This is a genomic window from Litorilituus lipolyticus (assembly GCF_006439335.1).
GTDB classification, from domain to species: domain Bacteria; phylum Pseudomonadota; class Gammaproteobacteria; order Enterobacterales; family Alteromonadaceae; genus Colwellia; species Colwellia lipolytica.
On record NZ_SAWY01000038.1, the window covers coordinates 64,348 to 77,597 of the forward strand.

Annotated in this window: 16 protein-coding genes and 1 tRNA gene; 4 read left to right on the forward strand and 13 right to left on the reverse strand. The window is 34.9% G+C overall.

What is annotated here, in order from left to right:
• Positions 1 to 19: 19 nt before the first annotated feature.
• Positions 20 to 1,057: a dihydroorotase gene (pyrC, locus tag EPA86_RS15300; protein ID WP_211664949.1), complete on the reverse strand. Its 1,038-nt coding sequence runs from the start codon at positions 1,055 to 1,057 to the stop codon at positions 20 to 22.
• A 107-nt stretch (positions 1,058 to 1,164) separates the two neighbouring features.
• Complete coding sequence (yejK, locus tag EPA86_RS15305; RefSeq protein ID WP_140605157.1) at positions 1,165 to 2,214, reverse strand: nucleoid-associated protein YejK; 1,050 nt, start codon at positions 2,212 to 2,214, stop codon at positions 1,165 to 1,167.
• Positions 2,215 to 2,302: 88 nt separating this feature from the next.
• Between yejK and EPA86_RS15310 the strand changes: the two genes are divergently transcribed.
• The 3 genes from EPA86_RS15310 (at position 2,303) to EPA86_RS15320 (ending at position 4,520) form a co-directional block, all read left to right on the forward strand.
• The gene (locus tag EPA86_RS15310; protein WP_140605159.1) at positions 2,303 to 2,509 is read left to right on the forward strand and encodes a YejL family protein; all 207 of its coding nucleotides are present in this window, start codon (positions 2,303 to 2,305) and stop codon (positions 2,507 to 2,509) included.
• 45 nt (positions 2,510 to 2,554) lie between these two features.
• Entirely contained in the window at positions 2,555 to 4,288 is a 1,734-nt protein-coding gene (locus EPA86_RS15315; protein ID WP_140605161.1) for a DUF3413 domain-containing protein, read from the forward strand.
• A gap of 155 nt (positions 4,289 to 4,443) precedes the next feature.
• Positions 4,444 to 4,520: transfer RNA gene (locus tag EPA86_RS15320), tRNA-Pro, on the forward strand.
• Between the two features lie 73 nt (positions 4,521 to 4,593).
• Here the strand turns inward: EPA86_RS15320 and EPA86_RS15325 are convergent.
• The 8 genes from EPA86_RS15325 to EPA86_RS15360 form a co-directional block, all read right to left on the reverse strand.
• The gene (locus tag EPA86_RS15325; RefSeq protein ID WP_140605163.1) at positions 4,594 to 4,845 is read right to left on the reverse strand and encodes a hypothetical protein; all 252 of its coding nucleotides are present in this window, start codon (positions 4,843 to 4,845) and stop codon (positions 4,594 to 4,596) included.
• A 30-nt stretch (positions 4,846 to 4,875) separates the two neighbouring features.
• Entirely contained in the window at positions 4,876 to 5,244 is a 369-nt protein-coding gene (locus EPA86_RS15330) for a hypothetical protein (RefSeq protein WP_140605165.1), read from the reverse strand.
• A gap of 30 nt (positions 5,245 to 5,274) precedes the next feature.
• Positions 5,275 to 5,877 carry a CAP domain-containing protein gene (locus tag EPA86_RS15335; RefSeq protein ID WP_140605167.1) on the reverse strand — a complete coding sequence of 201 codons (603 nt, stop codon included), beginning with the start codon at positions 5,875 to 5,877 and terminating at the stop codon, positions 5,275 to 5,277.
• A gap of 26 nt (positions 5,878 to 5,903) precedes the next feature.
• Entirely contained in the window at positions 5,904 to 6,719 is an 816-nt protein-coding gene (locus tag EPA86_RS15340; RefSeq protein ID WP_211664950.1) for a hypothetical protein, read from the reverse strand.
• Positions 6,720 to 6,721: 2 nt separating this feature from the next.
• On the reverse strand, positions 6,722 to 7,195 hold the full coding sequence (locus EPA86_RS15345; protein WP_140605169.1) for a CreA family protein: 474 nt from the start codon (positions 7,193 to 7,195) through the stop codon (positions 6,722 to 6,724).
• Between the two features lie 14 nt (positions 7,196 to 7,209).
• The gene (locus EPA86_RS15350) at positions 7,210 to 8,094 is read right to left on the reverse strand and encodes an alpha/beta fold hydrolase (protein WP_140605171.1); all 885 of its coding nucleotides are present in this window, start codon (positions 8,092 to 8,094) and stop codon (positions 7,210 to 7,212) included.
• A gap of 78 nt (positions 8,095 to 8,172) precedes the next feature.
• Complete coding sequence (locus EPA86_RS15355) at positions 8,173 to 8,931, reverse strand: phytanoyl-CoA dioxygenase family protein (protein ID WP_140605173.1); 759 nt, start codon at positions 8,929 to 8,931, stop codon at positions 8,173 to 8,175.
• A 5-nt stretch (positions 8,932 to 8,936) separates the two neighbouring features.
• Complete coding sequence (locus EPA86_RS15360; RefSeq protein ID WP_246058425.1) at positions 8,937 to 9,701, reverse strand: sporulation protein; 765 nt, start codon at positions 9,699 to 9,701, stop codon at positions 8,937 to 8,939.
• Positions 9,702 to 10,062: 361 nt separating this feature from the next.
• Here EPA86_RS15360 and EPA86_RS15365 point away from each other — a divergent pair, with 361 nt between their 5' ends.
• Positions 10,063 to 10,506: a type II toxin-antitoxin system HicB family antitoxin gene (locus tag EPA86_RS15365; protein WP_140605175.1), complete on the forward strand. Its 444-nt coding sequence runs from the start codon at positions 10,063 to 10,065 to the stop codon at positions 10,504 to 10,506.
• Positions 10,507 to 10,566: 60 nt separating this feature from the next.
• Here the strand turns inward: EPA86_RS15365 and bioD are convergent, their stop codons facing one another.
• From bioD to EPA86_RS15380, 3 genes are read right to left on the reverse strand one after another with little or no spacing between them, the layout of a single operon-like run.
• On the reverse strand, positions 10,567 to 11,280 hold the full coding sequence (gene bioD, locus EPA86_RS15370) for a dethiobiotin synthase (RefSeq protein ID WP_140605177.1): 714 nt from the start codon (positions 11,278 to 11,280) through the stop codon (positions 10,567 to 10,569).
• A gap of 1 nt (position 11,281) precedes the next feature.
• A complete protein-coding gene (gene bioC, locus EPA86_RS15375; RefSeq protein WP_140605179.1) occupies positions 11,282 to 12,076 on the reverse strand; it encodes a malonyl-ACP O-methyltransferase BioC in 795 nt (264 codons plus the stop codon).
• Positions 12,076 to 13,245: an aminotransferase class I/II-fold pyridoxal phosphate-dependent enzyme gene (locus tag EPA86_RS15380; protein WP_140605181.1), complete on the reverse strand. Its 1,170-nt coding sequence runs from the start codon at positions 13,243 to 13,245 to the stop codon at positions 12,076 to 12,078. Before EPA86_RS15380 ends, bioC begins: the two co-directional genes overlap by 1 nt.
• Positions 13,246 to 13,250 lie beyond the last annotated feature (5 nt).

Below are 13,250 nucleotides of genomic sequence, written 5' to 3' on the forward strand. Positions count from 1 at the left end.
TTAATAAGTTACCTTGATATTAATCTTGTACTTGCCATTGAATAGTTTCGTTGGCGCGAATCGGCACTACTACATCATCTCCAAAAGATAATGTTTCTGGTACTGTCCAATCAGTTTTAATTAATGTGATTTTGTCAGAGTTAACCGGTAATTGATAAAAAGCAGGTCCATTTAAACTGGCAAATGCTTCTAATTTATCAAGAGCATTTTCTTTCTCAAATACTTCAGCATATAACTCAATTGCGGCATGTGCAGTATATGAACCAGCACAACCACAGGCCGACTCTTTTGCATGCTTGGCATGGGGAGCTGAATCTGTACCTAAGAAGAATTTAGCACTGCCACTTGTTGCAGCTTCAATTAAGGCTTGTTGATGTACATTACGTTTTAAAATAGGTAAACAAAAGAAGTGAGGTCTAATGCCACCAACTAACATGTGATTTCTATTGAATAATAAATGATGAACCGTAATCGTAGCGGCAACATTATCACTAGCTCCCTTGACAAAATCTACCGCATTTTTAGTAGTAATGTGTTCAAGTACGACTTTCAGAGTAGGATAATTTTCAACGAGAGGTTTAAGGATATTATCAATAAACACCTGTTCTCTATCAAAGATATCAATATCGTCTGTTGTTACTTCACCATGAATAAGTAGAGGCATGCCAACTGATTCCATAGCGGCAAATACATCAGATAAGTTATTAACATCTGTAACGCCTGAAGATGAGTTTGTTGTAGCTCCAGCAGGATAAAGCTTAGCTGCAAAGACTAGACCTGAATTCTTTGCGTCAATAATATCCTGTGCTGTGGTGTTATCTGTTAAATATAAAACCATTAATGGTTGAAAATGTGCAGCGGGTTTAGCTGCCATAATTCGTTGATGATACTCAGTTGCTTGCTCAGCATTTGTTACTGGCGGTACAAGATTAGGCATAACAATCGCGCGCCCAAAATACCTACTTATATCGGCAACCGTATTGGTTAAAACATCGCCATCTCTTAAATGTACGTGCCAATCATCAGGTCTTGTGATGGTAATTTCATTTATAGACATTATTTCTATTCCTATTTTTCATTAATTTATCAACCCATTGTTTTTGATGGGGATATACTGGTTACGCGTTACTGATTATCTGTTCTGTAAGCGCATAACGATGTTATTTATTCGTTACTTTCACTATCTTGATTAGCTAAAAGTGACAATAACTGCTCTTTTAAATTTGGTGGTACTTTGAATATAGTTATTGAGTCATTATGCGGATTATAAACAACATCTTCACCAAAATGACTACGTTCAAAACTTAGACTAATACCGTTACCATACCCGGAGTATTTAGTAATTTTATTAACAACAGCTTGCTCATGGGGAAAAGATTCTTCAATGGGATAAGATTGCTCTTGGCAGAATTGATAAAAGTCAGTTTCCGCTCCTGCAGGTTCAATCACTTTACCTAACTCTTGAATAGATACATCTTGTGAGCTTGCTTTTTGATCTTTACAGTAATTTAGCAAGTCTTTACGTGTTTTTTGTTTTTCTGTGGCATCAAGTTGATTTACGGCAACATAATCTTCTACAGCTTGAACAAGGGTTTGAGTTTGCTCTTTTGCGTTTAACCCTTCTTCACAGCCTAAAAAGTCAAGGAAGAAGTCTGAGACTTTACGACCTGCTCGTCCCTTGATAAAAGAGATATAGCGATTACCCTGTGCATTTTGTTGATAATCAAATAAATCAATTCTCGCAGCGAGTTGAAGTTTACTGGTATCAAGGTGTTGATCAGCAGAAATATTTAATTCACCATCAACACTATAATGTTCAGTGATAGGAATAATAGCAGCCAATAGGTACCTGCCACCCATAAATTCATAATGGCAAATAATTAAATAACCAGTTTCAGCTAAATCATATTTTTCAATTTCGTTCTTTAAGACATTACCTGCCTGACAACTAAATTGATAAAAGCTTTGTTGCTCATTTAAATAACTTTCCATTAAATCAACAAATCGAGCTGAATCACCTTCAGCAGTCGTTGAGTTAAAACTACCATAGGCTTTGCTGCCTTTAGCATTGTATATACCATGCAAGCCATCAACGAAATTAGTAATTTTCTGGCTTTGTTCAATTTCTTCAGGCCCTAACCTTAATTGAACTTCTCCTGTTTCTTCTATTTTTGATAGAAAATGTAGCGCGATATTTGAAATTATTAAACTCATAGATAAAAGTCAGTCTTTGTCTTATATAGTATATTGTGCAGGCATTTGATAAACTACGAAAATTATTAATTTACGCGTAAATCAACTCATGCCAATTGTATCGAAATATTCCAATGAACGTATAGAAAAAATCATCCAAGAATTAATGGACGTGCTTGTCAATGAATCAGCAACGCCTGATTTAGCATTAATGTGTTTAGGTAATGCGGTAACAAACGTAGTTTCTCAGGTTCCAGAAGATCAACGTTCTGCTATTGTAGACAATTTTACCCGAGCATTGAAACAATCAATCTAAAAATCACGTAATTAATTCACATTAATCATAGAAGAAAAAATATCAATGGTTTCGTTTGATAATAAAAGTTACAGCAAAAAGTTATTACACCTTATAAGTTGGGGCCATTGGTTCACTTTTTTCAATATTCTTGCCGCAATAGGTTTTTCATCTTTTTACTTATTTAATGAGTCAATGCCTGAGACACTCTTTGGTCAAGCTTATTTGTTTACTACATGGATAAGTCATATTGCGTTTCTAACTTTTATCAGCTTTGTATTATTACTATTTCCACTTACGTTAGTATTTCCCCACACAAAATTTATTAGAACCTCAGGCTCAATTATATTTACTGTGGGTCTATTGCTCTTAGTGTTGGATGCTTTCATTTATAATAGATTAGGCTATCACCTTAACGCTTCATCAAGTAGTCAGATTATTGATTTAATTACAGAGCAAATTAATGAAAACGCGACGACCTTTTATTTGGTTAGTGCGATTTTAGCTGTGGTAATACTGGCTTTTCAGTTAGTTATCAGTAATTTTGCATGGAAGCATTTAATGCAATTACAAAAAACTGTGTTTGCAAGAGTTGTTGTATTATTTCTAGTGGTTTCATTTTTCTTTAGTCATCTAAGCCATATCTGGGCTGATGCTAATTTAGATTATGATATTTTACAGCAAGATACCATGCTGCCATTATCTTACCCTGCAACAGCTAAAACATTACTGACAAAATACGGTTTATTCAATTTAACAGATTACTTAGAAAGAAAAACCAGTCCTTTAGCTTTTACTTCGACAATTCCTGACTACCCTGTGATTGCACCTAAAGAATGTAAAGGTATGATTTCTACAAATGATGTTGAGCAAGTTTCAACATTTTTAGTATTAACAGACAAACAATTAGGTGTTGAGCAGCTAAAGCAATTTCAGCAACGTTCAAGTACTGCTAGCATGCTATTAGAGCAACATATTGATACAGGTTTAAATTCTGACTCTTGGTTTAATTTTTTCTACTCACTTCCAAGTATTTATCAAGAGGAGATCTTGTCACAAAAGCCCTCTCCTGTTTTGTTTCAAGCAGTAAAGCAACTAAATTTAGCGACATCTTTCACCACGGTATCTTCATCAACCAAACTAAATTCTGAAATGGTTGACCAAGAACAACCTTGGTATCATGCTCTTTTTGAGCAACATAATGACTTAGAAAACATCTCAACTATATTATTTGCTAATAATTTAAATGCGATGTCGCCAGGATTGCATGTATTTTATTTTTCTAGCAACGATGCACAATCAGAAGAAAGCCAATATCACTTTGAGCTATTTGTTGACGCATTACTGCTTGCACAAAAGCAGAAAAAACAGAAAGATTATATTTGGGTTAGCTCAATGAGTAACCTTAATGAAGATACACGCTTATCAACCAAACCAGCTTTATTTGCTTACCCAACAAGTCAGCCTACTAAAGCTGATGAGATCACATATTTAACCAGTCATATGGATCTACAGCCAACATTAATGAAAAATTGGCTAAATTGTTTTACACCCGTTCAAGACTATGCTGCTGGCGATGATCTACTGACATTGACAAAAGATAGAGTTATTGCCAATACCACGGCAAAAGGTATGATGGTTTTTAATAAAGATAAGTCGGTTTTTATTGACCAAAACGGTAACTTCCAAAGCTATTCAAGACAACTAGAAGCCCCTATTACTGTAAATGCAGATTTTCCACTTATGATTGATGGTGTTCATTACATTAAACAATTTAGTGATACATCGGGTAAACAGTAAATTAATACTGAACAATGATTAATTTATCAGCAATTGCATGCTATTTTTCTTAACAATTGATAAATAGCATTGCATTCGAATATTTTTCGATTATTATACTGGCACTTAGCAAATCCCTCCCTTTTGTTTGCTAGTTCGTCATAAAGAAAATGTTTCGGGGTATAGCGCAGCTTGGTAGCGCGTGCGTCTGGGGGACGTGAGGTCGCAAGTTCGAATCTTGCTACTCCGACCATATTTAGTAAAAAAGCGCCTCTATGGCGCTTTTTTCGTTAGAATAATTCAGTTTATAATTTCTATCGGTAAAATTATTTAAACCACACTTTACCACCAATAAATTTATAAGCCGCAGTACCTCGTATCAAGGTTTTGCGGGCAAATTGAATTTCGCAACTAGGACAGATACATGGCGTTTTTGTATAGTCTTTTGATATTCGCTCGATAAAGCATTTTACTAAAGTCCCCTTGCCACCTTTTCTATATTTATAAAGCACTTGATTACATTGCTTACAAAAGATATCAACGGTTTTTGTAGGGCCTTTCTTATTGGGTTTTGCCATAATAGTAAAGGTACTATCCCGTTCTATTTATTAAGGATATGAAACCAAGTATGCTATAGCACGACACCGAACATATTTTTTACAATCAAAGTAGCCCGTACTGGTTTTGCATTCATCATATACGATGGCATTACCACCTAAAAATTGTGTTTCTGCTTTAAGTGTTTTATGTAACGATTTTTTTGAAGGCATTGGTTCACTAATGTTTAGCTGACAATAGTCTGTTTCAACAGGCCCTAGTGCTCTTGCATTCATGCTAAATATTTCACTATGGCTGAATTCTTCTACAACACTAGCTCTAATAGCACGATCAACATGCCTTCCTAAATTAGTATCGACAGATAACGTAGAGCATCCGTAAAGTGATAATATGCTCAATGTCACTAATATTTTTTTCATAAGCTTTCCTTTCTATTTTTAGACATCCGTTTATTGTTCAACTGAATTTATCGAATTGTTTTTTTGTAAGATAAAATTTGCTTTATTGGGGATTTCACTTTGATCATTGCGATATACTTGGTTTTTTGCGTAGCCCTTGGTTAGATATACAACCCAATATTCAACATGAGGTGAACTCCACTCTTCAATTAATGCTACACCTAGCTCATCTTGTTCAGCATAAAATTTGTGTTCACCGAGTAAATGAACTCTATGAGCCTCTGAATCTTTGAATGAGCTCCAAACTTCTTCTGCTGAAGAATAACCTCCCGCAACGGCCTCTACCTGATTGCTGTTAAAATCTGTCCCATAATAATCTGGTAATTTATAGTTATGTTCTCTTAATAAAGCATTTGGACTTCCATCTAAGTTATGAGTGACTAAACCAAATTCAAGCATCTTTTTTGCTTTAACTAAGGCTATTTCAGACAATAATTTATTACAACGAATACTAGGCCTAAGTTGCTCATCATCATTAATGATCAACTTTGCTAGTTGCTGTGCTTTTTTTGAAATGCCGCAATCTTGATAGTTGTTGGCTTCAACTTTTATTGATAATGCTAAAGTAAAAAATAAAAGTAGACTTTTGTACATCGTGACTTCCTTTTCAGTGCTGCTAATTAAACTGTTATTGCTGATTTAGTTGTTTCATTGATTATTTGTAGAGATTTATATTCGTTTTTATTTGAATCCTTCAAATGTTGATTTATTTCTTTGTACGCTCTGATCAGCGTTTTAAATAAATGGGATTTCATATGAGGTTTAATACTTGTTGGATTAATACCTTTACTGACACAAAATAATGCTAATGCATAAACGGTTTCGACTTCCGGTAAAGCACTTTGCCTATTCAATGCCCTAATATTACATGAACCACAACCGCCTTTAAATTGGTAAGCAGTATTAGCAAATATTACACCGAAGCCCATAAAGCAAGCGATCAGATCGACTGCTTGTGGTTGTAACTCTTTACCACCAGGTACAGTGATATTAAGTTGGGCAAGCATTATACCTGCGAGGTGCTGAACAATATATGCAATAAAATCTTGAGGTTGACGTATTTGATCTACTTGGTATGGAATTTTTATAGAATAAATGGGTGCTAAATAATGAACTTGACTCTTCTTACCTCTTAACGGGTACGATAAAGATAATTGAGGCATAGGTTCTACATGATGATTACTGATATCAACGAGCTCTATAGGCCAGTTAGACATACCCGCATAATTTAAGGTATTGGTAAAAATAGTATGGGCCATTTCTTGGCCACTTGAACATTTACCGGGGTAATACTCATTACTGGGTAAAATTGCTTTACTCTCTTTGATTAAGTAATCAGCATCAAAATTTTCTAAACACCATAAGAAACTATCGTAAATCCAAGTTCGAGTGCCTTCATCAACAACAGGAGTTTTTTTAAATAATTGACCAAGCATGGTTACTCTCCTGTATTTTGCGCTAAAGCCCATTGCCACGCTTGGGTATCAAACAAGGGAACAGTTGAAAGAGAATGATGATGACTACCTGAGGTTTCTTTAGTTGAATACGATAGATACATTATGGTTTTCTGCTTAGCATCGTAAATTCGACGTACCTTTAAACTTTTGAACAATATACTTAAAGACTCTTTAAAGACAACTTCTCCATTTTTAGATAAATTAATATCCTTCACTTGTTGCTCAGTTATAGGTCCTGTTTGTCGACAAGCAATACTCATATCTGATGGATCTGATAAATCTAGATTAGCTTCGACATAACTAACATGACAAGTTACCCCAGAAATTTTCGGATCGAGCATAGCCTTAATAACGACATCTTTAGTGGTAAATAAACCTAAACTGACTTTCCCTGCATTATCGGAACAACCAAATAAAAATGCAGAGGCAAATAACACTGTTGATAGTTTTTTCATAACAATAAATCTTTTTAAGTGTGTTGATTAAGCCAGTTTACTATATCAGGAAAGTGATCATTAATCGCTTCTGGGTGAGTTAAAATATTAATGTGATCATAATCTAACTTGTTACCATTTTTCTTTGCTAACAAATTAAATTTTGAGTCTTTATTATATTCATCAATAAAACCACGAACATCTCGTGCATTTCCTAACAAACTATCTTTAATGCCGGTAATATGCCATGTTGCAGGCCAATTCACTTGGCTAACTTGACCGCTGTAATCATATTTATCAATAGGATCATGCCATTCACCTTTATTTATCCATTGAGAAGACTGTTGTAAAAAAGATAGTGTTTCACTGTCGGCTCCAAACTTAAGTTTTTCCGCATCAATAAACCCTGTTTTTCGAGCCAAATGAGGTAGGAACTTATTCCATAATAAATCCAATTTTATTAATTTTTCAAATGATCGTATACGTATACTTCGCTTAGTACCAAAACACAGCTTACTGGCAACTAAATCAACGAGATTAGGGTATCGAATAAGTGAACTAGTTAATACCACACCACCCCAAGAGTGGCAGATAATATGTACTTTTTGTTGGGTTATATTGTTTACATAATTAAGTAACTCAGGGACATCTTCCGTGATCATTTCATATTGCCCATGATTAGTGTCTTCATGAATTGGCGGTAAACTCTTTCCTTTTCCCCGAAAATCAGCAATATAAACATCAAAACCTTGTTCAGCTAAATAACAACCAAGTCCCTTACCCTTTTCAGTATAAAAAATTTTCCCGTTCTCAATGGAGCCGTGAAGCATTAATACAGGCACTCCGCCCTTGTGTTTATAAATATGTCTTAGATGAAGTTGATGGTGTCCAGACGGGATAAATAAAGAATCTTGATTCATTAAAATATAATTATAATTAACTAAAAGATTAAAATACCATATCGGATAAGTGATCAGACCACAAGATAATGTACACTGTTAAAGTTTCAACCTAATGGTTTCTTTAAATATTGTTGGATTTTCTAGCTGCTGTAAATCGAGTTTATTAGGTAAATAAATATTCGATATTGGTTTTGCCAAAGCAGGATTGCTTTCAAAAAAAATTGCATCAAAGGCTAAACGATCATTACCATATAAACCTCGGTGAATCATTTTGGCTGAGAAGATGAGTAAATCTCCTGCATTTAGCTTAATTACACTAGAGTTGGCTAAATCATTATGAGGAAGATGCCCATTACGAGACGTTCGTACAGCTAACTCAGTATTAGAGTCCCAGCGCTTATGGCTACCTGAAATTAACTCAATACCAGGCTCATCCACTAAAGGAATTCTAAAATGAACGACTTCACTGCCTGATAATGCAATTTTCTGCTCTTGCTCTGATAAGTGATATTGAAAATCTCTATGCCAATAATTCTTTTGCTCAATTGTTACCGGATCAAAAAATAATTGAGTATTCATAAAAGCTGCTGGCTCACCAAGTATTCTATGTACCATATCAACTAACTTATTAGTCGCTAAAAATTTGAATAGTGCTAACCTTTGCATGCTATTGATGTATTTACCCTCAGTAAGCCCAGAAGAGTTAATCGCTTTAGTTTGATAAAACTCTTCATTATTATCTTTCCATCCACGATGAAATGTATTAACTATGTGAGTTAAATTAGATATCTCTTGTTGATTAAAAAAATCTTTAATCAACAAGAATCCATTAGATGAAAAGGAAGGATGAGGCATAAGAATTAAAGGATTTTTTCTATATACGGCCGTACCTGCTCTATTGAGCTACAATGATTAGGTATTGAGATACTACGATAACCATCACCTAAAAATAGACGATCAATTTCGATAAGCACACCGGTTTCATGGCCATTATCGACAAAAGTTACTTCAATTTCTTTAGCTCCAAATAATGAACGTGATTGTTGTTTAAATTCATACTCTTGGTAACAAGGTAAATGCGAAGAAAAATTCTCACCTCGAACGCCACCGACTTCGAGATCAATTTTAAACAATGAATAACCACTTTGTTCAATCACTTCAAGCACGGCAAGTTGAGTCGGTGAAGGATGAATAGTTAACGGATCATTATCTGAGCCATCAATACCATTTTTAATGTCTAAGCCTGTTTGCAACCAAACTTTAGCAATTTGTTGTCCATGAAAACTTGATGCCGGCACTTCACTATGTAGATCAAGAGAAAAATGACGTGTTATCGTTTCTTGTGGTTGAACCTCCACATTAAGTTCTTGCAACCAATGCTGTAAAACAACATTTTTGTTATAAGTAACTTCTTCATCGCCTACTTCACTTTCAGCCTTTGCTTGTGCCATTATCGCTAATTCAATGCCATTTAAGTGCTGAGAAACATCTCCACCCTTGATAATAACTTCAATATCAAACGTTTGACCTGCAATTAATTCATCTGTTAATAACAAAGTATCAACAGTTGCTTTTCCGATACCAACACTGGCTAATAGTTTTTTTAACAAATTTATGTACTCCATGATAATTGCTTAAACAACAATTTACTCGCCGTTTTAATTATTTGCAAAACTTTGTCACTTTTACTTGTTACAAGGTTTAAAAAACAATAATGCTTTATTTAATTATCAAAAACCCAATTACTGTAACCACTCATCTAATAACTCTTTATTAAGTGTTTTATAAAAATACATTTCAAATAATCAAACAGAGGCTCATCATGAAAGTGAACACTCGCTTTAGCCAGCGAGGAGTTGTCAGGGTTATCATGTTTGTTTACTTAAGAGTTATTGGGGTTGTTAATGTTGGATCCGGGCGGGGTTGTCGGGGTTATAAAAAAACAGTAGTATGGGGTTGTTAGAGTCATGATGAGTTGAAAACTAAATGAAATACCCAGTCTTAATAGAGAGTAGTACTGACAACAATACTTATAACGTGAGTGTGCCTGATTTACCTGGCTGCCAAAGTAAAGTTAACGGGATAGATCAAGGGTTTACTGCTAGTATCGAGATGATTAAAAGTCACCTAAGTATATTGGCTGAATATGGTGAAAAAGTGCCTAGTGCTAGCAGTATCGAAAAGCAACGTTCATTATGGCGGGAGCAAAATAAGCATCTTGCTAATGCTGAACAAAGGTTAATAGACAGTGTTTGGGGTTTAGTTGATGTTGATATAACGCCCTATCTCGGTAAAAGTCATAAAATAAATGTTACTTTACCAGAGCTTTTAATCAGCCAAATAGATGATCGGGTCAGTAAATCAGAGCAACACAAAACCCGTTCGGGTTTTATTGCTGCGGCATGTATTGCTGAATTAGCAAAAGAGTGAAGCAATAGTGTATATGTTAAGCTGCGAAATAACTTTCTTTATAAAGTTATTTCGCTTTAACTAGAGCGTGTTGAACTTTGTAGTATCAATGAGTGCAGAAGCTTGTTTAATTTTTTCTTTATAAGATAACTTACTATCAAAATACGGAATGTGAGCGATCATAGGTAATTGCAGTAATGCCTGTAGGGCTTCAATATTTTCTTCTAGATTATCCATTGTATCATCGACAGCACAGTTAGAAATCCAACCTAAACAGTCTGTCCCTGATTGCTTTATTGATTGCAGCGTTAATAAAGCATGATTTAAACAACCTAACTTCATATTAACGATGAGAATTACAGGAAGCGCTTCAGACGCGACAAAATCTGAAAGAAATTGACCATCACCATTTTTAAATCCTATAGGTAAACGCCAACCCCCTGCACCTTCAACTAATATATAATCAGCAGCCCTTTGCTTAACTTGTTGAAAATGATCAGTTATGCTCTCTAAAGTTATTTGGCAACCTTCACTTTGTGCTGCAATATGTGGGGCTATTGGCTGCTTAAAAGCAATGGGATTGATCTCGTTAATACTTTGTTGGCAATTGGCATGCTCATGCAAAAGTTTGGCATCTTCATTTACCAAGATACCATCGACAAAATCACAACCTGCTGAAATCGGTTTAAAAACAGCAATTTGTTTGCTTTGTTGTTTTAAAGATTCAATAATTGCACACGATACAAAGGTTTTACCTGCGTCTGTATCTGTTGCAGTGACAAATAGTTTTTTCATACTAATTATTTAATTTAACCACTAAGCCAGAAAATAAACGATAAGTCGCAGGGTAAATACCACTTGGCTCTAAAAAGTCTTGATAAAACTCTGTCATTTTGAACCATTTATCTTTACCTGATAAACCACGATTCTTTTTATTTGGTAAATGATTTGCTCCCAAGCCTTTTAATTCTCTGGCTAAGTGAATAACATTTTGATATTCCAATATAATATCCTGGCACTTTTGTTCGAGTAGTTTAGATTGCCCAGTGTTGAATAAAGCATTCATTTCATCGACAGTTTTGAAATCAATAACATGTTGATCATTATCAACTTGTTTCCATGAAGATTTTAACTCATGTAAAGTACCATCAATTAAGGTAGTAAAAATTATCAAACCACCGGGCTTTAACACCCTTAAAATTTCATTAATAGCCACGTTTAACGGATCAAACCATTGAATTACTAAGTTTGAGTAAATTAAGTCTACACTTTCATCAGCCAAAGGAATTTTGTGCGCATCAGCTTCTATCCATAATATATTTTCATTTCGTTTAGATTTTGCAAAACGTAACATATTGGTTGATATATCTAAGCCAATAACTTGCTGATAATTGCTCGCTAATAAATCAGTAAAAAAACCAGTACCGGAACCTAAATCTAACACGGTAAGATCTGACTTTTTTGGTAACCATGGCATTAAATGTTTACCAGAAAATCGCTGTAATCTAGCAGAGACATCGTATGATTGACTTGCTAAACCAAAAGTTTTAGCGATATTTTCTCTTGTTTGCCAAATTTCTTCTTTTTGCATTAGTAATTTAACGCCTTATTTAATGTGCTTGCTAACTTATTGATATCATTATGACTATGGTTTGCGCAAATGGTAACGCGTAACCTTGATGTGCCATTGGCCACGGTTGGTGGTCTAATAGCAGTAACCCATAGTCCTTGCTCCTTTAAAGTTTTACTCACATCAAGGGCCTTTTGTTCATCACCAATAATAATGGCATGAATTGAAGAGTCTGATGGTAAAACATTAATGTGTTGATCAAGTTTCGAAAGGAACAATTCACTTAGTTCTACAATTTTATCACGTCGCCACTGCTCACTTTGAGTGAGTTCAATACTCTTTTTAGTCGCCCAAGCAATCGCTGGAGATATCGCCGTAGAATATATATAGTGCCGAGAAAAATTAGTTAGATAATCTTTTAACTCCTGCTCACAAGCAATAAATGCACCGCTGGTTGCTAGCGCCTTACCAAAAGTGGCCATAGATATGTCAATATTGGTGACGAAATTACTACCCTGACCTTTATCACCTATTACACCGATACTGTGAGCATCATCTAAATATAGCCAAGAATCATAACTCTCTGCTAATTTTTTTAACTTATTTATATCTGCTTTATCACCATCCATACTAAAGACACCTTCAGATGCTATTAACTTATTGGTATCTTCTGGCACTTGCGCTAAAAAGCGAGCTAATTGTGTCATATCATTATGCGCAAAGCGTTTTATAACTCCTTGGCTTTGATAGGCGCCATCAATCATAGAAGCGTGACTTAACTTATCAAGAAAGAATGCCGCTTTGTTTGACGATTTAGCTTGAGTTGAGCCTAGCGCATGAAACAGCGCTAAGTTTGCTGAAAAGCCACTAGAAAAAAGCAAGCAACTGGGCTTATTTAGCCACTGACAAATAGTTTCTTCAAGTGATTGATGAGCATATTGATATCCGGTGACTAAACTAGAAGCGCTTGCACACAAACCAAAACGATCAACGCCTTCTTGCATGGCACTATTTATCAAAGGGTGGTTATTGAGCCCTAAGTAATCATTAGATGAAAAATTTATATAGCTTTTATCTTCAATAATAATGTGATTAAGGTTATCACGACTGTTATTTGTACATACTCGTTGGCGATAACGAGCCTGTTTCTTCTGTTGTGATAACTGTTCACTTATAAAAGTAAAAGCCATATCAG

Excerpts from the sequence above, each read along its gene's own strand:
- pyrC (WP_211664949.1), bottom strand. The coding sequence starts at position 1,057 with ATGTCTATAAATGAAATTACCATCACAAGACCTGATGATTGGCACGTA.
- yejK (WP_140605157.1), bottom strand. The coding sequence starts at position 2,214 with ATGAGTTTAATAATTTCAAATATCGCGCTACATTTTCTATCAAAAATA.
- EPA86_RS15310 (WP_140605159.1), top strand. The coding sequence starts at position 2,303 with ATGCCAATTGTATCGAAATATTCCAATGAACGTATAGAAAAAATCATC.
- EPA86_RS15315 (WP_140605161.1), top strand. The coding sequence starts at position 2,555 with ATGGTTTCGTTTGATAATAAAAGTTACAGCAAAAAGTTATTACACCTT.
- EPA86_RS15325 (WP_140605163.1), bottom strand. The coding sequence starts at position 4,845 with ATGGCAAAACCCAATAAGAAAGGCCCTACAAAAACCGTTGATATCTTT.
- EPA86_RS15330 (WP_140605165.1), bottom strand. The coding sequence starts at position 5,244 with ATGAAAAAAATATTAGTGACATTGAGCATATTATCACTTTACGGATGC.
- EPA86_RS15335 (WP_140605167.1), bottom strand. The coding sequence starts at position 5,877 with ATGTACAAAAGTCTACTTTTATTTTTTACTTTAGCATTATCAATAAAA.
- EPA86_RS15340 (WP_211664950.1), bottom strand. The coding sequence starts at position 6,719 with ATGCTTGGTCAATTATTTAAAAAAACTCCTGTTGTTGATGAAGGCACT.
- EPA86_RS15345 (WP_140605169.1), bottom strand. The coding sequence starts at position 7,195 with ATGAAAAAACTATCAACAGTGTTATTTGCCTCTGCATTTTTATTTGGT.
- EPA86_RS15350 (WP_140605171.1), bottom strand. The coding sequence starts at position 8,094 with ATGAATCAAGATTCTTTATTTATCCCGTCTGGACACCATCAACTTCAT.
- EPA86_RS15355 (WP_140605173.1), bottom strand. The coding sequence starts at position 8,931 with ATGCCTCATCCTTCCTTTTCATCTAATGGATTCTTGTTGATTAAAGAT.
- EPA86_RS15360 (WP_246058425.1), bottom strand. The coding sequence starts at position 9,701 with ATGGAGTACATAAATTTGTTAAAAAAACTATTAGCCAGTGTTGGTATC.
- EPA86_RS15365 (WP_140605175.1), top strand. The coding sequence starts at position 10,063 with ATGAAATACCCAGTCTTAATAGAGAGTAGTACTGACAACAATACTTAT.
- bioD (WP_140605177.1), bottom strand. The coding sequence starts at position 11,280 with ATGAAAAAACTATTTGTCACTGCAACAGATACAGACGCAGGTAAAACC.
- bioC (WP_140605179.1), bottom strand. The coding sequence starts at position 12,076 with ATGCAAAAAGAAGAAATTTGGCAAACAAGAGAAAATATCGCTAAAACT.
- EPA86_RS15380 (WP_140605181.1), bottom strand. The coding sequence starts at position 13,245 with ATGGCTTTTACTTTTATAAGTGAACAGTTATCACAACAGAAGAAACAG.